A 19463-nucleotide genomic window follows, 5' to 3' on the forward strand; every position below is an offset into this window, starting at 1 on the left:
CGATCACCCCGGCGGGGTACGAGCTACGAAGAGTTCCCCGCCTACCGCGCGAGGTGATCTTTCGGTCCCGGCCCCCAACGCGACCGCCGGGCGTAAGCAGGTGGGCACGGATACCATGCGGCCATGCCCTTCCAGGTGAAGCGCATCCACGACGCCGCCGAGAAGTCCGACGGCTACCGGGTGCTGGTGGACCGCCTGTGGCCGCGCGGCATCTCCAAGGACCGCGCCGCTCTCGGCCTGTGGGCCAAGGACGCCGCCCCGAGCACCGAGTTGCGCACCTGGTTCCACGCCCACACCGACGAGTTCGACGAGTTCGCCAGGCGCTATCGCGCCGAGCTCGACGCCAACCCCACAGCCACCGCCGAACTGCGGAGACTGGCCCGGGACCACCCCACCGTCACCCTGCTCTACAGCGTCCGCGACGCGACCCACAACCACGCCCGGATCCTCGCCGACTATCTCGCTTGAGCCCCGCCTCGCAGCAGGGGCGGGTGCAGCAGCTTCGCCGGACCACGACGGTAGAGCTGGGCGGGGCGCCCACGGTCGCGGATCGCGGTGTCGCCGGTGGGTTCGATGAAACCTTCCGCGCTGGTGACCTTGCGGTGGAAGTTGCGCGGGTCGAGCCGGGTACGCCAGACCGTCTCGTAGACCTCGCGCAGCTCGGCGACGGTGAACTCGGGCGGGCAGAAGGCCGTGGCGAGCGGCGTGTACTCGAGCTTGGCGCGGGCGCGTTCCAGACCGTCGGCGAGGATGCGGTCGTGGTCGAAGGCCAGGCTGCTGATCTCGTCCGGGGAGCGCCAGTCGGCTCCGGCGGCGTCACTGCCGGCGACCGGCGCGGGCAGGTCCGGCAGGAGCGCCAGGTACGCGATGGTGACCACCCTCCCCCGCGGGTCGCGGCCGGGCGTGCCGTAGGTGGCGAGCTGCTCCAGGTGGCCGGCGTGCGGGTCGAGGCCGGTCTCCTCGCGCAGTTCCCGGCGGGCGGCGTCGTCGAGGTCCTCGTGGTCCCGCACGAAGCCGCCGGGTAGCGCCCATTCGCCCTGGTGGGGCGGGATGCCGCGACGGATCAGCAGCACCTGCAGGGCACTGCGCCGGATCGTCAGCAGCACGAGATCCACGGTGACGTTTAGCGTCATGTTGACGATAATACCCGTCACGGATTATCGTCAGTTTGACGAAAACAAGTGTGGAGGGATCGACATGGCTGACGTGACACGACGGTTGCACCTGCGGCACCTGCGGGCGGCGCCGACCACCTGGGTCAGTCACACCGTGCGCGGCCGGGAGAAGCGGGCCGGCACCGGGCAGTCGTTCTGGTACCGGCCGTTGACCGCGGCGCTGTCCGAGGTGCCGGTCGACGACCGCGAGCTGCCGTTGCTGTTCCACGCCCGCACCGAGGACTTCGCCGACGTGACCGTGCAGGCCACGGTGACCTACCGGGTGAGCGATCCGGCGGCGGCCGCGTCCCGGCTGGACTTCTCCATCGATCCGTACCGGGGGACCTGGCGCGGGCAGCCGCTCGACCAGGTGGCCGGTCTGCTCGCCGAGCTGGCCCAGCAGCCCGCACTCGACCTGCTCGCCCGGCTGCCCCTGGCCGAGGCGCTGACCAGCGGGATCGCCGAGGTGCGCCAGGCGGTGGCCGGCGCGCTGGCAGCCGATCCGCGGCTCACCGAGACCGGCGTGTCGGTGGTCAGCGCCCGGGTGGTCGCCATCCGGCCCGAGCCCGATCTGGAGCGGGCGCTGCAGACCCCGACCCGCGAGCAGGTCCAGCAGGACGCCGACCGGGCGACGTATGCGCGGCGGGCGCACGCCGTCCAGCAGGAGCAGGCGATCGCCGAGAACGAGCTGCAGAGCAAGATCGAGCTGGCCCGCCGCGAGCAGGAACTGGTCGAGCAGCACGGCGCCAACACCCGCCGCGAGGCCGAGCTGGATGCGCAGACCCAGCTGGTGGCAGCCCGGGCGGAGGCCGAGCGCAAGGAGGTGGCCAGCGTGGCCGCGGCCGAACGGATGCGCCGGCAGGCAGGTTCCGAGGCCGACGCGGCACGGGTACGCGACGATGCCCGCGCCGCCGGAGCCAGGGTGGTCGGTCTGGCCGAGGCGGAGGCGGAAGCGGCCCGGCTGGCGGCGTACCGGGATCTTCCGCCGGCCGTCCTGCAGGCTCTCGCGCTCAAGGAGGTGGCCGGTCAGCTGCCGCAGATCAACGAGCTCACGGTGACGCCGGACCTGGTCAGCAAGCTGGTCGGGCGGCTCGGGTGAGCACCCTGACCCCGCGCGTGGTGGTCGTGTCGCGGCGCAGCGAGCTCGACGAGCTGCTCGCCCGGCACGGCACCCGGGGTGCGGCCGCGTTCTTTCTCAAGCAGCGCGGCCGCGACCTGGACGACGTCTCGCAGCGGCACGCCGAGCTGCAGGCGGCGCTGACCGCGGTGGGCGCGGCCGTGCCCACCGACTGGCGGCGCGGGCACGTGGAGCGCGCCGATCTGCCGCGGTTCCTGTTCGCGCCGGAGGACGTGGTCGTCGCGGTCGGCCAGGACGGCCTGGTGGCGAACGTGGCGAAGTATCTGGACGGGCAGCCGGTGCTCGGCGTCGATCCGTCGCCGGGCCGCAACCCCGGGGTGCTGGTCCGGCACCGCCCGGAGGCGGTCGCCGGGCTGCTGCGCAGCCGCCTGTCCGCCGAGGACCGCACGATGGTGGTGGCCGAGCTGGACGACGGGCAGGAGCTGTGCGGGCTCAACGAGATCTATGTGGGTCACTCCGGCCATCAATCAGCGAGGTACGTGCTGAGCACACCGGACGGCCACCGGGAACGGCAGTCCTCGTCAGGCCTGATCGTCGGCACCGGGACGGGCGCGACCGGCTGGTGCGCGTCGATCGCGCTGACCCGGGCCTCGGCGCCGGCGGCCCCCGCGCCGGAGGAGTCGTCGCTGTGCTGGTACGTGCGGGAGGCCTGGCCCTCCCCCGCGACCGGCGTCTCGCTGGTCGCCGGCCTGCTGACAGACCGCGCTTCGCTGGAGTTGACCAGCGAGTCCGAGCGCCTGGTGGTCTTCGCGGACGGCCTGGAGTCCGACGCGCTCGAGTTGTCCTGGGGCCAGCGGGTCCGTATCGGCGTCGCCGCCCGTCGCCTGCACCTGGTCTGACCCGGCACGCCGAACCGTGGGGTTGCGTGGGACCGCCTGCTTAAGCCCGGCGGCGGCGCTGGGGCCCGGCGCCGCTGCCCGGGTCGCGTGGCTTGGCGGGACTTTTTCGTAGGCGTACCAAATGAATATGCAATGCCCGCCCTGGGGGATGGGCGGGCATTGCGTGGGGGGGTTGTCAGATCTTGCCGGTGCCTGCGCCGGCTGTGACGGTGGCCTTGACGGTGTTGTTGGCCTGGGGCGTGTAGGAGTACGGGATCGCGGCGACGCTGGCGCCGTTGCGGACCTGCTCCGTGCCCGAGTTGACCTTGTAGTTGTTGAGGACCTTGATGTTGCCGGGGTCGGAGTCGCCGGTCTGGGTGACCGTGGGGTTGGCGACGTTCTCGAAGTAGTTGCGTTCGACGTAGACGCCGGCGTTCATGGTCGAGGCCACGCCGTAGGAGCCGATGTTCGAGTAGTAGTTGTTCAATACGTGGACCGGGTTGCCGAAGCGGACACGCGGGTGGCGCTGGCCGGTGCCCTCGAACCAGTTGTGCACGTAGGTGACGCGCAGTTTGCCCAGGTCCTGCGAGGCGTTGCCGTCGTCGTGACCGAGCAGCATGGACTTGTCGTGGTTGTGCAGGCGGTTCCAGGAGACCGTGATGTAGTCGGAGCCGCGCTTGATGTCGATCAGTCCGTCATAACCGCTGGCCGGCGGCGACCAGGCCGCCGGCCAGCAGGACGCTCGCCGCGAGCGCGGCGACGGTCCTGGGGCGTGCTGTTCGGAGCATGGGGATTCCTCCGTTGGGGACGGTGGAAGTGGGGGACGGCGCTTGCAGGCGCGGGGATCGCCTGATGGCCTTGTAGTGCGGGTAAGCGCTTTCCTCCGCTCTTATTGAGGGACGCTAGGCCTTCCATAGACCACTGTCAATCGCCCGGGGTTTGCGCCTTCTGAACCGGTTCACTGCTCGGGCGGTGATCATTTCGGCACGGCTGGGCCGGGCCGCCGAAAAATGTCGGTCCCGGCTGGCACAATCCGCGGCACGCTTCGGTGAGGGGATGTCGATGGGCTGGGTGGCGGCAGGGGCCGACTATGAGGTGAGCGTCGACCGGGGGAAGGTCGTCGCGCGGACCGCGCAGGGCAAGCCACTCAAGAGCCTGCCCAAGGCGCTCAAGGAGCACGAGGCGGTGCTCGGCCTGCGGCAGCTCGTCGAGTGGCTGCGCCGGCACGAGACCACCTGCCGGGCCGAGGTGGAGCGGTGGATGACCCGCTCGCTGCCGGTGCCGGCCGCGGTGATCGCCCAGGTCTGGGCCGACGAGACGTGGCGGGCGCTGCTGCGCGACGCGGTGGTCGTGCCGGTGAGCGCCGCCGGCGAGTGGGACGTGACCGCGGCCGGCCTGCTGCGCGACGCCGACCAGGCCAAGGGGCTGGGCGTCGTCGATCTGGACGGTGAGTCGGCCCGGATCACCGCCGACCGGGTCGCCGTCCCGCATCCGGTGCTGCTGCCCGATCTGGACGATCTGCGGGAGTTCGCCGCCGACCTCGGGGCGGAGCAGGGCCTGGTGCAGCTGTTCCGGGAGGTGTGGCGCAAGCCGGCCGGCGACGCGGAGCAGCGGGCTGAGCTGCAGCGTTATGCCGGGGCCCGGTTCAAGGAGCTGCGGCACGTGCAGACGCGGGCCACCTCGGCCGGCTACCGGGTGCAGGGCGGCACCGCGGTCTGCCGGGTGTGGGAGGGCGGGCGCACGGTCGTGGCGTCGGTGTGGATCGGCGACGGCGACCCGTCCTACGAGACGGAGACGTATGAGTTGACCTTCACCGACGCCGGCGGGCAGGCGATCGCCACCGGCGACGTGCCGCCGGTGGCCTGGTCCGAGGGGATGCGCATGGCTGCCACGCTGCACGCCGGCCGGGTTGTGGAGGACGAGGCATGAGCGAGCCGCTGCTGGACGCCGGGGCGATCCTGCCCGGCACGTCACGGGCCACCGGGGTCGACGCGGTCACCGCCCGGGCCTATGCGCATCCCACGCTGGACGGGCGCACGATCGTGCGGCTGGTCGGCGCCACGATCGGCCCGGCCGAGGACCTGACCATGGAGTTCCTCGGGTTCGAGCCGGCCGGCCCGCCGGTCACGGTCGGCCACGCCCGCCGGCAGGCCCTCGGCTTCCCGGCCTGGGCGCTGGTGCACGACCCGGTCAACGGCAAGCACGCGCTCGCCCTGGTCAAGGAGATGGAGAAACTCGCGCGGGTCGCCCGCAGCAAGCCGGGCAACGCCAAGGACGGCTATGAGGCGCTGGCCCGCCGGCTCGGGGCGGCCGCGCCGGCGTTCCTGCCGACGTTCTGGGAGCAGGCCGGGCGCGCCTTCCTGACCGCCGACAACCAGCGGATGGCCGGGACCTGTTTCACCGAGGCCCGCCGCGCCGAGCAGGTGCACGGCCTGACCGTCGACGAGGACCGGGTGCGCGACGTGCACCTGGAGTTCGCGTTCGCCGGGGCGCTGACCGCGGCGATGCTCACCGAGTATGCCCGTGGGGTGGTCGACCGGCGGCCCGCCGCAGAGGCGTTTGAGCTGGTCCGGACCCTCGCCCTGCGCCGGGTGGCCGGCGGGCTGCCGCCGCACGCGTCGATGGCGGCCGACCTGACCCGCCTGGCCAAAGCCGCCGGGCTCGACGTCGAGCAGCAGGCCGACGAGGTCGCCGGGCAACTGCTGGCCTATCCCGCGATGGCCCGGGCCACCCCGTCGGTGTGGAAGTCGTATCGGCGCAGCCTGGTCCGGCTCGGCAAACGCGACGCGGCGGTGCGCGCCCGCCTGCTGGCGATCGTGCCGGAGCCGCCGGGCTACGACGCCGACATGACCGCCCAGTGGATCGGGATCCTGGAGGACTCGGGCGCGGCCGCCGACCTGGTCGCCGGCGGGCCGGGCAGCGTCTCGGCGAGCCGCTGGCTGGAGCGGATCCTCGCCGTCCGGCGCGGCAAGCGACGCGACGAGCGGCTGTTGTCGCTGGTCGAGCGGCTGCTGCCCCGGCTGGCCGCCGAGGACGGTGTGCAGTTCGCGACCGGGTATTGGGATGTCGAGCTCGACGTGCTCGACCTGTGCCTGGCCGCCGGGGTCCGCGCCGAGATCGGTTCGCAGCGCCTCAACAACGGGTTCGAGCTCAACAACTGGGTGACCGACGAGGGCCCGGGGCGCCGGGATCTGGCCGCGATCGCCGCTGATCCGGTCCTGCGGCCGGTGCTGGCCCTCAGCATCCGCACGGCGCTGGTGCGGCTGCGTTCCGGGGAGGCGCTGACCAGCCCGGCCCTGCCCGATCAGACGCTGGCGCAGGCGTTCGGCGCGGCCGGGGTGCGCGACGTCCTCGTCGAGATGCTGCTGGAGCAGTCGGCGCGGGCCGGGGACGGCACGGTCACCAGCCTCGACCACGACCTGACCGGCCTGGCCCCGCTCTGGTCGGCGGCCGGGATGGCGCTCGCTCCCGACGGATTCCGGCAGCTGCCGGCGATCGACGTGCCGGCGGTGCTGGCCCGGACACTGCGGGCCGGTCTGCCGGCCGAGCTGAGCTGGGCGGCGTACGAGGTGGCGGCGAAACAGACGAAGACGATCCGGCTCGGCGAGTCCTGGCCCGAGCTGGTCGTGCACGACCTTCAGACCGCGCACGTGCTCGCCCCGGACGGGACGGTCACCGAGCACGTCTTCCGCTACCCGCCGGCCGGGCACCGGCACGCGCCCAGCCACTACTCGCAGCCCGTCTGCCTCTACACCGACGGCGATCTGATGGTCGCGTGGACCAGCGACAACGGTCCGGTCGGCTACTGGTCGTCCCGGCCTGCCGAGCTGGTGGACGGGGAGTGGCGCACCGGGCGTGCCGGGTGGGGTGTGCCGATGCACCCGCTGCCCGTCCCCGGCGGCGACCTCACCACCGGGTCCCGGCCGGTGCACGCCGGCGACGTCCAGGGGCCGGGCACGCTGTACCCGGTGGCCAGTGACGGGGTGACGTTCTGGCGGTGCGAGCACGGCCAGGACCAGTCCGGCGAGTGGGGGTGGCGCTGGCGGGAGTTCGACCCGCGGACCGGGGAGGCCGGGCGGTTCAGCACGCCGGCGTTCTTCGCGGTCGACAGGGTCGTGGCCGAGGCCTGTCTGCTGCGGCCGGCGCCGGCCTCCTTCGCCGGGTCGCCGATGGGCTGGCGGGACGGCATGGTCGGGTGGCGTACGACGCGGACGCCGGACGGCGCCCAGGTCGGGGAAGGGATCGACGGGCGCCGGGTGACGTTGCCGGCGCGTCAGGTCCAACGGATTCACGGCTTCCTCGGCCGGGCCGAACGCCTGGTCGGCGCCATCACGCTGCCCGGGGCGACGGCACCCCTGCCGGTGACCGTGGCGGGCGGCTACTCGCATCGCGACCAGGTCCAGGTGTGGACCGCCGACGGCCGGCACGTGCTCGCCGAGTTCGCCGAGACCACCAGCACCCTGCCGCCGATGGCCTGGTGGCACGCTCTGCGTACCCGTGATGAGGCCGGTTCGGCCGCGCTGCGGGCCATCGACGAGCAGACCGCGGCTGCGCTGCTCGCCGTCGACGACGCCGTGACCGGGACCGTCAAGGTCAAGGAGGCGGTCACCGCGAACATCGAGGCCCACCTGCCGCAGGTCACCGACGGCACGTTGCGCTCCCGGATCGCCGAGGTGGTGGCCCGAGCGGTCCGGCTGCGCCGGCGCATCGCCGAGGTCCCCCAGCACCTGGACGCCGAGGCCACCGCGGCGCCGACGACCGTGTCGACCATCTCCGACGAGGCGCTGCAGCAGGCCTGGGGCGGGCTGTGCGACTCGACGCGCACCTACTACAGCGGTCCCTCCGCCCGGCAGTTCCACATCGTCGGGCAGGTCACCGGCGTCGCCGCACTGCTCGCCGGCACGCCCTCCGACCAGGTCACCCTCCCGGCCTCCGGCGGCAACTGGACGGCGCTGCTCAGTGGGCTCGGCGCGGTGGCTCTGCGAGCCGCGTCACCGATCACCGCCGAGGCCGACCGGGAGACGCTGGCGTCCTTCCTCACCACGATCGCCGGGACGCCGCTGGCCGACTCCCGGCTGCGGCTGCTGGAGATCACGCAGCAGCGGATGACCGTCAACGAGATGGAGTTACAGCGGATCGGCGAGCAGATCACCGTGCTGTTCCCGCCGTCGCGGCGGCACTACGCGGTCGGCACGCAGCAGTCGTGGCAGCGCAGCGCGATCCAGTTCGCGGCGGACGGCGCCTTCACCGCGCCGGCCGAGTCGGTGGTGCGCGAGGAGGCGTACCCCAGCGGCCGGCAGAACGGCGAACGTCTGCGGGCCTTCACCGCCCTGTTGCGCGAGCGCGGGCCGGCGCCGTGGCGACCGGAAGCGGCCGAGGCGCTGGCCGCCGCCACCGGCATGACCCGGGCCGAGGCGATCCTGCTGCTCGCCGGTCTGCCGGGGATCGGCTCCTGGGAGGCCAACTTCCTGAACCACGAGCAGCGTACGGTGCTCGGGCTCAGCGCCACCCACGCCAAGGTCGCGAAATCCGCGCTGCAGAGCCTGACCGTGCTGCAGCGGGTCGCGCTGCTGGACGCGGCGATGCCCGCCGACCCGGCCGCCCTGTGGGAGCACGGGCCGGACGTCGCGGCGGCCGGCGAGGCCTGGAACCGGCTGCGGGGCCGGCGGGTGGCCGTGCCGGAAGAGCTCGTCGCCGCCCTCGACCGGGTCGTCGACAGCGACCGCGCCGCCGACATCCTGCAGGTCATCGCGGCGCCGCAACCCGGCGACTGGCTCAGCACCGACGGGCGCAGCAGCACCCAGGGCTACTACCACCCGCTCACCGAGGCGGCCTCCGGCACCCCGTTCGACCAGCGGCGGCTGTCCGCGGTGGCGGCCGCCCTGCCCTGGCTCGGCTACCACCTGGCCTGGGACGACCCGCTGCGCTCCGTCCTGCCCGAGGCGCTGCGGCTGGTCCGGGAGCGGCTGCGCAACCCCGACCTGCTCGTCGGCCACGCGATGCACCCGCTGAAGAACCCGCCCGAGGTGGGGCCCGCGCTGGTCGACGGCAACAACTACAACGACTACCTGGTCTTCCACATCGCGCCGGCCAAGCTGTCCGGCACCGACGACCCGGCGCTCGGCTACATCGACGACGACACCCGGACCGCGCTGCGGACCCTGCTGTCCGACTGGATCGACGAGGTGGTGGCCACCCCGGCCGGCGCGACCGGCGAACCCCGCGATCCCCGGGTCAGCGCGCCGCACCTGGTCGGCGAGGTGCGGGAGCGGTTCGGCCTGGACACCGACGCGGCGGCGTACTACCTGCAGCTGCTCGCCCTGCCCGACCCGACCGACAAGGCCGTGCAGACCTGGAACGGCTGGAAGCCACCCCAGCTGCGCAGGGCACGCGAAGCCCTGGTCGCCGCCGAACTGGTGGTGACGGCAAAACGGGAACGCGCCGGCCGCCCGGTCTTCCTGCCCGGCGGCTGGCTGCCGGCCCGCGCGCCGGTGCTGCCCGTCGAAGCCTGGAAACAGGAGCTCTACCGGCACACCGGCAAACAGCGGGTGGTCACCCGCTCGCTGCCGCAACTGTTCGCCGCGGCCTGGGCCCGGGTCACCGCCGGTGATCTGCCCCGCTACCGCGACCTCGAGGAGAAGCCGTGACCGCCGCCCGCCAGATCGACCCGCCGGAACACCGGTATGCCGAGGAGCTGGAGTTCCTCGCCGCAGCGGATACCGGCCCGCGCCCGCCGGGCTGGCGTCTGACACCGCGTGCGGTGGTCACGTTCGTCGCCGGTTCCGCCGGGGCACCGGTCAACGGCCGGGTCATCGAGCCCAAGTTCGTCGGCGAGCGCGCCCTGGTCGAGCGGTGCGTCGTCACCCTCGCCGGGGAACGCGGGCTGCTGCTGGTCGGCGAGCCGGGCACGGCGAAGTCGATGCTGTCCGAGCTGTTCGCCGCGGCGATCTGCGGGACCAGCGCGCTCGCCGTGCAGGGCACCGCCGGCACCAGCGAGGACCAGCTGCGGTACGGGTGGAACTACGCGCTCCTGCTCGCCAAGGGGCCGACCCCGGAATCGCTGGTGCCGTCGCCGATCCTGACCGCGATGACCAGCGGGGCGGTCGCTCGGGTCGAGGAGATCACCCGCTGCCTGCCCGAGGTCCAGGACGCCCTCGTCTCGATCATGTCGGAGCGGCGGATCAGCGTGCCGGAGCTCGCCGGGACCGAAGGGGCGGTCAGCCATGCGGTGCCGGGGTTCTGCCTGATCGCGACGGCGAACCTGCGCGACCGTGGGGTGTCGGAGATGAGCGCGGCCCTGAAACGGCGGTTCAACTTCGAGGTGGTGCCGCCGATCGCGGACTTCGATGCGGAGGTCGCGCTGGTCACCCGGCAGGCGAAGGCTTCGGTGGAACGCGGTGGGGCTTCGTTCGCGGTGGATGAGGCGGTGCTGGAGACGCTGGTGACGGCGTTCCGGGATCTGCGTACCGGGTTGAGCGCCGAGGGGTGGGAGGTGGAGCGGCCGTCGTCGGTGATGAGCACGGCTGAGGCGGTGGCGGTGGCGGCTTCGATCGGGCTGTCGGCGGCGTATCTGCCGGGGCCGGATCCGCTGTCGCTGCTGCCGGGGCACCTGCTCGGGGTGGTGCGCAAGGACGATCCGGCTGATGCGGGGCGGCTGCTGGCGTACTGGGACGGGGCTCTGCGGCGGCGTGCCGAGACGGGGGCGCGGATGTGGCGGCAACTGTGGGAGCACCGGGACGTGCTGCGTGACTGATCCGCGGGAGGTGGTGGAGCGGCTCGCCGGGGACGAGCGGGTGCAGTTGATCGGCGTACGGCATCATTCGCCGGTCCTCGCCGCCGCCGTGCCCGCGCTGCTCGACGCCTTCGCGCCGCAGACTCTGCTGGTCGAGCTGCCCGCGGAGATGCAGCCGTGGGTGCGCTGGCTGGCCGACCCCGGAACGGTCGCGCCGGTCGCCCTCGCGGCCGCCGGCCTCGCCTTCTACCCGTTCGCGGACTTCAGCCCGGAACTCGCCGCGCTGCGCTGGGCCCGCCGCAACGACGTCCCGGTCGTCTGCTGCGATCTGCCGTTGTCCTCGCCCTCCCGCGCGCCGGAACCGTCGGTCTCCCCGTCGTCCGGGCCGTCGCTGTGGGCGGCCGTGCACCGCACGGTGACCGGGCGCGCCGGTGACGACCTGTGGGACCGGTGGGTCGAGGCGGCCGCTCCCGGCAGCCCGCCGGAAGCGGTCCGGCGGGCCGCGCTCGCCGCCGGGTGGGCGCTGCGCCAGGACGGCGCCGATCCCGTCGATCTCCAGCGCGAGGCCTGCATGCGCGGGCACCTTTGCCGGACGAGCGGACGCGTCAGCGTCGTGGTCGGGGCCTTCCACGCGCCGGTGCTGCTGGACGGGCCGGTGATCGACGGCGTGATCGAGGAACCGGCGCCGGTGATCTCCCTGGTGCCGTACACGTTCGACCTGCTCGACGCGCGCTCCGGCTACCCCGCGGGGATCCGGGATCCGCGCTGGCAGCAGGCCGTCCTCGACTGCGGGGCCGACCCGGAACGCATCCGGCTGGCCAGCCACGCGTTCGCCGTCGAGGTCACCCGGGAGCTGCGGGCACAGGGCCGGCCGGCCGGGCCCGGCGAGGCTGCCGAAGTGGCACGGCTGGCGGGGGATCTGGCGACTTTGCGTACGCTGCCCGCACCCGGCCGCGGTGAACTCGTCGAGGCGTTGCAGACCGTCCTCGCCCAGGGAGCGCCCGTCGGCGTGGGCCGTGCAGTCGCCCAAGCGATGGAGACGGTGCTGGTCGGGCGGCAGCGCGGACGGCTCGCCGCCGGAGTGCCGCGGACCGGGCTGCTCCCGGCGGTCGAGGAGGAACTGGCCGGGTTGAAGCTGCCGGGGCCGGGACGGCCCGCCCAGCGGATCCGGCTCGACCCGCTGCGGTCCCCCACTGATCGCGCCCGGGATCTGACCATCCGGCGGCTCGCCGCGTGCGGGGCGCCCTACGGCAGTGCGGGTACGGCCGGGCCCGTACCCGGCGGTGAAGCGCTCACCACCGCGTGGCGGGTGGAGTGGACGCCGGGCACCGATGCCGCGCTCGCGGTGGCCGGGCTGCACGGGGTCACTCTGGCGCAGGCTGCGGAGGGGCTGCTCGCGGTACGCCGGCGGCGGCAGGTGGCGGCCGGTGGGCCCACCGCGGAGCAGGCGCTGGAAGGTCTCGAGGAGGCGGCGGCCTGCGGATTGCCGGAGCTTGCCGCGCTGCGGCTGGGCGATCTGCGGCGGGTTGCCGGCACGGTCGAGCAGATCGTGGCCGGCCTGCGTCTGCTCAGCCGGATCTCGCGGGGGCACGTGACCGGCCTGCCGGACGGGCTCGACGGCATCGAGGACGTCCGCGACGAGCTGCACGGGGCAGCGGTGGCGGCGGTTCCCGGACTGGCCGGGTCGAACCGGGTCTCGGACGCCCGGGCGCTGCACGATCTCGTGCAGGCGGCGGATGAGGCCGGGCGGCTGATGCGGTTGGATCATGCGGTCCGGGGGCTGGCACGGGACGGGTCGCCTCTGATGAGCGGGGCTGCGGCTGCAGTCGGCACCCTACTCGGCCACTCCGCGCCGGACGAGTTCGGGCGGCGGCTGGCGTCCTGGGCGGATCTGCCGGCGGCCGAGGCCACGGATCGGCTGCGCGGGGCGCTGAGCGTGGCCGGAGGGCTGCTCCAGGCGGGTGGGGAGATCTTGACGCCGCTGCTGGACAGCGTCGACGAGATGCCGGACGAGGACTTCGTGCGCCGGTTACCTGCGCTGCGCGGGGGCTTCGATGCGATGAGCCCGGCGGACCGGGATCGCCTCCTACGAACGGTGAGCGACCGGCACGGCGCGGTCTCCCCGCAGTTGCCCGCCGATCCGGCCACGGTGATGTCGTGGCTGGCCGCCGACCGGGCGGGCCTGGCCGCGGTCCGAGCCCTCGGGTTGCCCTCGCCCGCGCCCGCGACCGTGCCGGGCGACAGCTCGCCGCCTTCCGACCCGGTGGGCAACCTCGTCCCCGTCGCGGCCGGCCTCCCGCCCGCCGGCGGCGGACCACACAGCCTTCCCGCACCGCAGGAGCCGTCCGTGCCGGACGTCCCCGCGAGGTCGCCCGACGCCGTGCAGCCGGGTGGTTCCTTCCAGCGGACGGATGGTGGTGAAGCCGGAGGCCTTCGGCCTGGCTTGGAGCAGGCTGGGATCTCGCCGGCACAGCGTTGGCGGCTGCTGCTGGGCCGGGAGAGCGACCAGCTGCCCGCCGAGCAGCGGCGGCTCGCCACCGCGCTCGACGAGCTCTACGGCATCGGCCAGGGCGAAGGGGCGTACACCGTGGACGGCGCCGGCCGGGAGCCGGCCTACCCGCAGGCCCGGGAGTGGCTGGCCGACCTGGAAGCGCTCTTCGGCAACGACGTCCGCGACGAGGTCCTGGCCCGGGCCGCCGAGCGCGGCCGGCTCGATGCGGTCCTCGCCGCCGACCCGCAACGGGTACGTCCGTCAGTCGACCTGCTCCACGCGGTACTTTCCCTGGCCGGCGGCCTGCCCGAAGCCCGTCTGGCCCGGCTGCGGCCGCTCGTCGCCCGGCTCACCGCCGAGCTCACCGCACAACTGGCCCGCCGCATCCGCCCCGCGCTCACCGGCCTCGGCACACCCCGGTCGACACGCCGGCCCACCGGACGGCTCGACCTGGCCGCCACCGTACGGCGCAACCTGCACACCGTGCGCCCCGGACCCGACGGCCGGGCGCAGATCCTCCCCGAGCAGCCGGTGTTCCGCAGCCCGGGCCGGCGCAGCGTCGACTGGCAGGTGGTGCTGCTCGTCGACGTCTCCGGCTCGATGGAGGAGTCGACCATCTGGGCCGCGCTGACCGCCTCGATCCTGGCCGGCGTACCAGCACTGCGTACGCATTTCGTCACGTTCTCCACGGAGGTCGTCGACCTCACCGACCGGGTCACCGACCCGCTCTCCCTGCTCCTGGAGATCCGGGTCGGCGGCGGCACGCACATCGCCGCAGGTCTGCGCTACGCCCGGCAGATGACCATGGTGCCCAACCGCACCATGGTCATCGTGATCAGCGACTTCGAGGAGGGATTCTCGGTCGGCGATCTGCTCACCGCCGTCCGGTCCCTGGCCGACGACGGAACGACCCTGCTCGGCTGCGCCAGCCTCGACGACAAGGGCCGCCCCCGCTACAGCACCGGCGTCGCCGCGCAACTGGTCGGCGCAGGCATGCCGGTGGCCGCGCTGAGCCCGACCGAGCTCGCCCGCTGGATCGGAGACCAGGTCCGATGAGCCTCCCCCCGGTCACCGCCGAGGTCACGGCCGAAGCGGTCGCCGCGCTGCCCGCCCGCCTGCGCACCCGCCTCGACGCCGCAATCGAGCAGGCCCGCACCTGGCCGATCTCCTTGGACGGCGACGCCGTTTCGGTGCACCCCGACGATCAGACCACCGTCACGCTGACCACGCCGGTAAGCTCCGCCGCCGATGCTGTGTGCAGCTGCTTGCTGGCGCCGCGCTGCCTGCATCGGGCAGCCGTCCTGAGCACGGCGCCGATCCTCACAGACGAACCCATCGAGACCGAAAGCCCAGTGGGTACCGGCGCGCGCACTGAGGACGCCGCCGATATCGACGCGGCCCCCCGAGCTGCGGTCGGCGATGATGCGGCCGCCGAAGGCCAAAGTGGATCGGGAGACGTCGGGCTGACGGCGAAGGGACCGCATTCCGTTCGGCCCGAACCTTCAGCGGCCGCGGCGGTCAGTGCGGCTCAGCGGCGCGCAGCCCTCAGCCTGGCGTCGGGCGCGGCTGCTGTGCTGGCCACTGGGATTCCCGGGGCCGGCGCTCTGGTTCAGGCCGACCTACTCCGCGCGGTTCACCAGGCGCGGGCCACCAGCCTGCATTCGCCCGCGGCGGCTGCGATCCGGGTCGTGGAGCATCTGCGCGCGGCGCGCCGGGACGACCCGGCGTTCCGACTGGCTGACCTGACCGACGCCCTGCGGGAGTTGCTCGTCTCGTGCCATCGTCTGACCAACGGCGACGCCGCCGCTGCCGGGGTGTCGCGCCGGGACTACGAGCCGGCCGGTGACCTGCGGCTTTATGGCTTGTTCTGCGAACCAGTGCGGGCAGCGACCGGTCATGCCGGAGCGGCGACCTACCTGGTGGATGCTCGTGGGCGCATCTGGGTCGTGTCCGACGTCAAGCCGGCCGACCCGGCCACCGCGGTCACGGCCACCCGGGCTTCCGTCGACCTCGGCGAGGTCCGGCTCAGCCACCGCGAACTCTCCCGCAGCGGCCTGCTGGCGATCAACGCTCACGCCTCTGCCGCTGGTCGTCTCAGCCACGGCCGCGCCCGCCAAGCCGTGTCCGCCCCGGGCACCGGCTGGTTCGAAACACCACTGAACGACCTCTGGCAGGTCGGCCTCGCCGCGCAGGTCGACCGCTGGCTCACCGCCGCCACCCGGCCCGCCCACGAACGCCCTGCCGCACACGACCTCGCCTTCCTCGACGGCGTCATCCTCGGCGCCGACCACCGCGGCCTGCTCCTTGCCGTCCCCCAAACCGCCCAGGTCCCGACGGGAGCAGACGGCCCGCCGACAATCAGCACGCTGCCGGGCAGCGCACCTCCGGGCAGTATGCAGACGGGGAGCACGCGAGACAGCCCACCGCCCGGCACGCACGGCAGCCCACCGCCCGGCACGCACGGCAGCCCACCGCCCGGCGGCACGCCGGCCGGCCACACGCCGCCGCACCGCACGCCAGCAGGAAAAACGTCGGCGGGAAACACGCACGGCAGCACGCCCACGGACTTCACGCCTCCGGGCGGCTTCCCAGGCGGCACGGCAGCAGGTGGGCCGGCCGATGGTCATCTGGCGTCGGGGTCGTCGGCGTCAGCGTCGGCTGTGGTTGTTGCCGTGGTGGCCGCGATGGAGGAGCCCTCCCTGCCCTACGTCGCCAACCTGCGGCTCCTCGCTACACGAGCCGTCGGCCACCCCGTCCGGCTCGTCGGCCGATTTGCCGGGCCTCGGCGCATCGCCGGCCTGGCGTTCGCCGCCGGATGGCTGCCGGAGCGGCACGGTGGCCACCTCGACCTCGGTGCCGGGCCGCTGACCCGCGCGGATCTGCCCACCTCAGCGCCGGAAGCGATGCCGGACCGGCCAGCCACCGGGCCGCCACCACCGCCCGCTCCCCCGCTCCATCTGCTGCGCCACCAGCTGGAACGTGTCGTCTCTGCCGGGCGGCCGGCGTTGCTGACCGGAGTCGGCGACGACGCACGCCGACTCGGCGACGCGCACCTCGGCGCGGCGGCCGCGGTGCTGGCCGGGCTCGGTGCGGCTGGCGTACGCCGTACCCGGGATGTTTTCGGCCGCCTGGACCCGCATGACGCCGAGCTGCTGGCGCAAGCCTGGCTGACGGCAGCCGTCTACGAGCAGGCCGCGACCCGGGCAGCCACCAGGACGGCGTGGACCTGAAAGGCAGGGCGTAACCTCGACATTCATGCTGATCAGGGAAGCGACGCCGGCGGACTGGCCGAAGATCTGGCCCTTCTGGCAGAAGATCGTCAGCGCCGGCGAGACCTACGCCTGGGACCGTGAGACCCCCGAAGAGCAGGCACGCCGGCTCTGGATGAGCCCGGCCGCACGGATCTTCGTCGTGGAGGAAGCGGAGGCAGCGGCGGCAGCGGAGGCGGCGGAGGCGGAGGCGGCGGAGGGAACGCAGGCCGCGGCGGCCGCGGAGGGAACGCAGGCCGCGGAGCGAGCGGAGGAAGCGGACGCGCAGGGAGCGAAGGCAGCGCAGGCCGCGCAGGCAGCGAACGAAGCGCAGGAGAACGGGAACACGCGGATCGTCGCCTCGGCGTACGTCAAAGCCAACTACGGCGGCCCGGCGTCTGCGGTGGCCAACGCCGGTTTCATGGTTGATCCGGCGCAGGCCGGACGTGGCATCGGCCGCCGCCTGGCCGAGCACGTGCTCCGGGAGGCCGCGAACGACGGCTACCGGGCGATGGTCTTCAACGCCGTCGTCGCCACCAACCCGGCCGTGAAACTATGGCTGAGCCTCGGCTTCAGCATCCTCGGCACTGTGCCGGATGCCTTCGATCACCCGGTGCACGGGCCGGTGGGCCTGCACATCATGCACCGCAAGCTCACCTGATCAGCTCGTCGACGACCCATCGGGCGACGCCCTGCGGGTACGGCGCCGGCAGCCCCAGGACGATGTGCCCGAATCCCGCAGCGACGGCCGCACTGATCGCCTCCCGGACCGCGGCCGGCCGGTCATAGGAGACGGCCACGTGCATGGACCGGATGATTGTCGCCGGGTCACGGCCGATCTCCGTGCAGTACCGGTCGAGCAGGGCACTGCGGCGGACCGCGTCGTCGAGGTCGCCGCCCGGGAAGTTCCACAGGTCGGCGTGCACGGCCGCGATGCGCAGCACCGCCGCCGACCGCCCACCGATGATGATCGGCGGGTGCGGCCGCTGCACCGGTTTCGGGTTGCCGAACGCGCCGCCGACCCGCACATGGGAACCGTCGAAGTCGAACGGCGCCGACGCTGTCCACACCCGCCGGATGACCGTGCACGCTTCGGCCAGGCTGCCCACCGCGTCCGCCGTGTCGGCGAACGGCAGCCCCGTGCGACAGGTACTCGCCTGGTTGGTCATCGGCGGCGCAGCGCGGCGTCGAGCAGCGCGGGCGGTGTGTCGAACTTCTCTTGCGCGGCGAGATCCACCCCGGGAGCGACGATCGCATCGATCGCGTCCAGCACGTCCGCCGGAAGCACCGTGTCCGCGGCCGCGAGCTGCGACGACAGGTGTTCCAGGGTGCGCGGCCCGATCAGGGCGCTGGTCACGCCGGGGTGCGCGGTCACGAACCCGAGCGCGAGCTGGATCAGCGTGAGCCCGGCCTGCTCGGCGATCCCGGTCAGCTTCTCGACGGCGTCGAGCCGGGCCTGGTTGGCCGGGTCGGTCAGGTCGAAGCGGGCCGGCAGCACCGCCGAACGGTGGGTGCTGATCTCCCGGCCGGCCCGGACCGCTCCGGTGAGCCAGCCCGAGGCGAGCGGGCTCCAGGCCAGCACGCCCATGCCGTACTCCTCGGTGACCGGCAGGACGTGTGCCTCGATGCCGCGCTGCAGGATCGAGTAGCTCGGCTGCTCGGTGACGTACCGGCTCAACCGGTGCTCGCGGGCGGCCCATTGGCCCTGCACGATCCGGTACGCCGGGAACGTCGACGATCCGAAGTAGCGGATCTTGCCGGCCCGCTGCAGGTCGGTCAGCGCCGACAGGGTCTCCTCGTCGCTGGTCCGCGGGTCCCACCGGTGGATCTGGTACAGGTCGACGTGATCGACGCCGAGCCGGCGCAGGCTGCTGTCGAGCTCGGCGACCAGCCACCGGCGGGAGCTGCCCTGCTGGTTGCGTTCGTCGCTCATCGGCATGCCCGCCTTGGTGGCCAGCACGATGTCGTCGCGGCGCCCGGCGATGGCCTTGCCGACCATCTCCTCGGACTCGCCCCGGCCGTACATGTCGGCGGTGTCAATGAGGTTGATCCCGGCGTCCAATGCTGCGCTGACGATGGCGGTGGCCTCGTCCTGACCGGTGCGCCCGATGCTGCCGAAGTTCATGGCGCCGAGCGCGAGGGTGCTCACTTGCACGCCGGTGCGGCCCAGGTTGCGGTACTGCATGTCTATCCTCCTGATCAGGCATCCCGAATAAACGGAACCTCGTTCCGGTAAGAACGATACGGAACAACGTTCCGCTTAGCCAACCACGGAGCACGCAAGTGACGGAGACAACAGGCAGCTCGACGACGCCCCGCAAGCGCGCCGACGCCCGCCGCAACGAGAAGAACCTCCTGGAGGCGGCGGCCGCGGCCTTCATCGCCGCCGGCGTCGACGTGCCGGTCCGCGACATCGCCGCCCGGGCGGGCGTCGGCGTGGGCACGATCTACCGGCACTTCCCGACCCGCGCCGACCTGATCGTCGCCGTCTACCGCCACCAGGTCGAAGCCTGCGCCGAAGCCGGTCCGGCGCTGCTGACCGAGAACGATTCCCCGCACGCCGCCCTGGCCGCCTGGATCGAGCTCTTCGCCGACTTCCTGACCACCAAACACGGCCTCGCCGAGGCGCTGCAGTCCGACGACGCCACCTTCGCCACCCTGCACGCGTACTTCCTCGACCGTCTTGTCCCGGTCTGCGCCCAGCTGCTCGAGGCCGCCACCGCGGCCGGCGAGATCGTCCCGGACATCGATGCCCTCACCCTGATGCGCGGCGTCGGCAACCTCTGCATCGGCGCCGCCGACCCCCGCTACGACGCCCGGCGCATGGTCACCCTTCTGATCACCGGCTTGCGCCGGCATTAGAACCTTCGGGGTACGCCTAC

14 protein-coding genes are annotated in these 19463 nt (G+C 73.2%); 10 read left to right on the forward strand and 4 right to left on the reverse strand.

What is annotated here, in order from left to right:
- Positions 1 to 123 precede the first annotated feature (123 nt).
- Positions 124 to 468, forward strand: coding sequence for a DUF488 domain-containing protein (locus tag OHA21_RS21495; RefSeq protein ID WP_328476284.1), 345 nt, complete (start codon positions 124 to 126; stop codon positions 466 to 468).
- Here OHA21_RS21495 and OHA21_RS21500 read toward each other — a convergent pair.
- On the reverse strand, positions 456 to 1133 hold the full coding sequence (locus OHA21_RS21500; protein WP_328476286.1) for an NUDIX hydrolase: 678 nt from the start codon (positions 1131 to 1133) through the stop codon (positions 456 to 458). The two genes, OHA21_RS21495 and OHA21_RS21500, sit on opposite strands and share 13 nt — an antisense overlap.
- Before the next feature lie 64 nt (positions 1134 to 1197).
- Here OHA21_RS21500 and OHA21_RS21505 point away from each other — a divergent pair, with 64 nt between their 5' ends.
- Together OHA21_RS21505 and OHA21_RS21510 are read left to right on the forward strand one after the other, a co-directional pair.
- Positions 1198 to 2253 carry an SPFH domain-containing protein gene (locus OHA21_RS21505; protein ID WP_328476288.1) on the forward strand — a complete coding sequence of 352 codons (1056 nt, stop codon included), beginning with the start codon at positions 1198 to 1200 and terminating at the stop codon, positions 2251 to 2253.
- Entirely contained in the window at positions 2250 to 3131 is an 882-nt protein-coding gene (locus OHA21_RS21510; protein WP_328476290.1) for a hypothetical protein, read from the forward strand. The genes OHA21_RS21505 and OHA21_RS21510 overlap by 4 nt, the downstream gene beginning before the upstream one ends.
- 175 nt (positions 3132 to 3306) lie before the next feature.
- Here the strand turns inward: OHA21_RS21510 and OHA21_RS21515 are convergent, their stop codons facing one another.
- Positions 3307 to 3801: a pectate lyase family protein gene (locus tag OHA21_RS21515; RefSeq protein ID WP_328478478.1), complete on the reverse strand. Its 495-nt coding sequence runs from the start codon at positions 3799 to 3801 to the stop codon at positions 3307 to 3309.
- 365 nt (positions 3802 to 4166) lie between these two features.
- Here OHA21_RS21515 and OHA21_RS21520 point away from each other — a divergent pair, with 365 nt between their 5' ends.
- From OHA21_RS21520 to OHA21_RS21545, 6 genes are read left to right on the forward strand one after another with little or no spacing between them, the layout of a single operon-like run.
- Positions 4167 to 5039 (forward strand): DUF4132 domain-containing protein, encoded by an 873-nt coding sequence (locus OHA21_RS21520; RefSeq protein WP_328476292.1) that lies wholly within the window; start codon positions 4167 to 4169, stop codon positions 5037 to 5039.
- The gene (locus tag OHA21_RS21525; RefSeq protein ID WP_328476294.1) at positions 5036 to 9757 is read left to right on the forward strand and encodes a hypothetical protein; all 4722 of its coding nucleotides are present in this window, start codon (positions 5036 to 5038) and stop codon (positions 9755 to 9757) included. Before OHA21_RS21520 ends, OHA21_RS21525 begins: the two co-directional genes overlap by 4 nt.
- A complete protein-coding gene (locus OHA21_RS21530; RefSeq protein WP_328476296.1) occupies positions 9754 to 10863 on the forward strand; it encodes an ATP-binding protein in 1110 nt (369 codons plus the stop codon). The genes OHA21_RS21525 and OHA21_RS21530 overlap by 4 nt, the downstream gene beginning before the upstream one ends.
- Positions 10856 to 14389 carry a DUF5682 family protein gene (locus tag OHA21_RS21535; RefSeq protein WP_328476298.1) on the forward strand — a complete coding sequence of 1178 codons (3534 nt, stop codon included), beginning with the start codon at positions 10856 to 10858 and terminating at the stop codon, positions 14387 to 14389. Before OHA21_RS21530 ends, OHA21_RS21535 begins: the two co-directional genes overlap by 8 nt.
- Positions 14386 to 16563 carry a hypothetical protein gene (locus OHA21_RS21540; protein WP_328476300.1) on the forward strand — a complete coding sequence of 726 codons (2178 nt, stop codon included), beginning with the start codon at positions 14386 to 14388 and terminating at the stop codon, positions 16561 to 16563. The genes OHA21_RS21535 and OHA21_RS21540 overlap by 4 nt, the downstream gene beginning before the upstream one ends.
- Before the next feature lie 25 nt (positions 16564 to 16588).
- Positions 16589 to 17242: a GNAT family N-acetyltransferase gene (locus tag OHA21_RS21545; RefSeq protein WP_328476302.1), complete on the forward strand. Its 654-nt coding sequence runs from the start codon at positions 16589 to 16591 to the stop codon at positions 17240 to 17242.
- Here the strand turns inward: OHA21_RS21545 and OHA21_RS21550 are convergent.
- Both OHA21_RS21550 and OHA21_RS21555 read right to left on the reverse strand, forming a co-directional pair.
- Complete coding sequence (locus tag OHA21_RS21550; RefSeq protein ID WP_328476304.1) at positions 17235 to 17750, reverse strand: LLM class flavin-dependent oxidoreductase; 516 nt, start codon at positions 17748 to 17750, stop codon at positions 17235 to 17237. The genes OHA21_RS21545 and OHA21_RS21550 overlap by 8 nt on opposite strands.
- Entirely contained in the window at positions 17747 to 18766 is a 1020-nt protein-coding gene (locus OHA21_RS21555; RefSeq protein ID WP_328476306.1) for an aldo/keto reductase, read from the reverse strand. Before OHA21_RS21555 ends, OHA21_RS21550 begins: the two co-directional genes overlap by 4 nt.
- A gap of 98 nt (positions 18767 to 18864) precedes the next feature.
- Here OHA21_RS21555 and OHA21_RS21560 point away from each other — a divergent pair, with 98 nt between their 5' ends.
- Positions 18865 to 19443 (forward strand): TetR/AcrR family transcriptional regulator, encoded by a 579-nt coding sequence (locus tag OHA21_RS21560; RefSeq protein ID WP_328476308.1) that lies wholly within the window; start codon positions 18865 to 18867, stop codon positions 19441 to 19443.
- The last annotated feature ends 20 nt before the right edge of the window (positions 19444 to 19463 follow it).

The organism is Actinoplanes sp. NBC_00393 (assembly GCF_036053395.1).
In the GTDB taxonomy this organism is placed as follows: domain Bacteria; phylum Actinomycetota; class Actinomycetes; order Mycobacteriales; family Micromonosporaceae; genus Actinoplanes.

Coding starts and splice junctions, on each gene's coding strand:
- OHA21_RS21495 (WP_328476284.1), top strand. CDS start 124: ATGCCCTTCCAGGTGAAGCGCATCCACGACGCCGCCGAGAAGTCCGAC.
- OHA21_RS21500 (WP_328476286.1), bottom strand. CDS start 1,133: ATGACGCTAAACGTCACCGTGGATCTCGTGCTGCTGACGATCCGGCGC.
- OHA21_RS21505 (WP_328476288.1), top strand. CDS start 1,198: ATGGCTGACGTGACACGACGGTTGCACCTGCGGCACCTGCGGGCGGCG.
- OHA21_RS21520 (WP_328476292.1), top strand. CDS start 4,167: ATGTCGATGGGCTGGGTGGCGGCAGGGGCCGACTATGAGGTGAGCGTC.
- OHA21_RS21525 (WP_328476294.1), top strand. CDS start 5,036: ATGAGCGAGCCGCTGCTGGACGCCGGGGCGATCCTGCCCGGCACGTCA.
- OHA21_RS21540 (WP_328476300.1), top strand. CDS start 14,386: ATGAGCCTCCCCCCGGTCACCGCCGAGGTCACGGCCGAAGCGGTCGCC.
- OHA21_RS21545 (WP_328476302.1), top strand. CDS start 16,589: ATGCTGATCAGGGAAGCGACGCCGGCGGACTGGCCGAAGATCTGGCCC.
- OHA21_RS21550 (WP_328476304.1), bottom strand. CDS start 17,750: ATGACCAACCAGGCGAGTACCTGTCGCACGGGGCTGCCGTTCGCCGAC.
- OHA21_RS21555 (WP_328476306.1), bottom strand. CDS start 18,766: ATGCAGTACCGCAACCTGGGCCGCACCGGCGTGCAAGTGAGCACCCTC.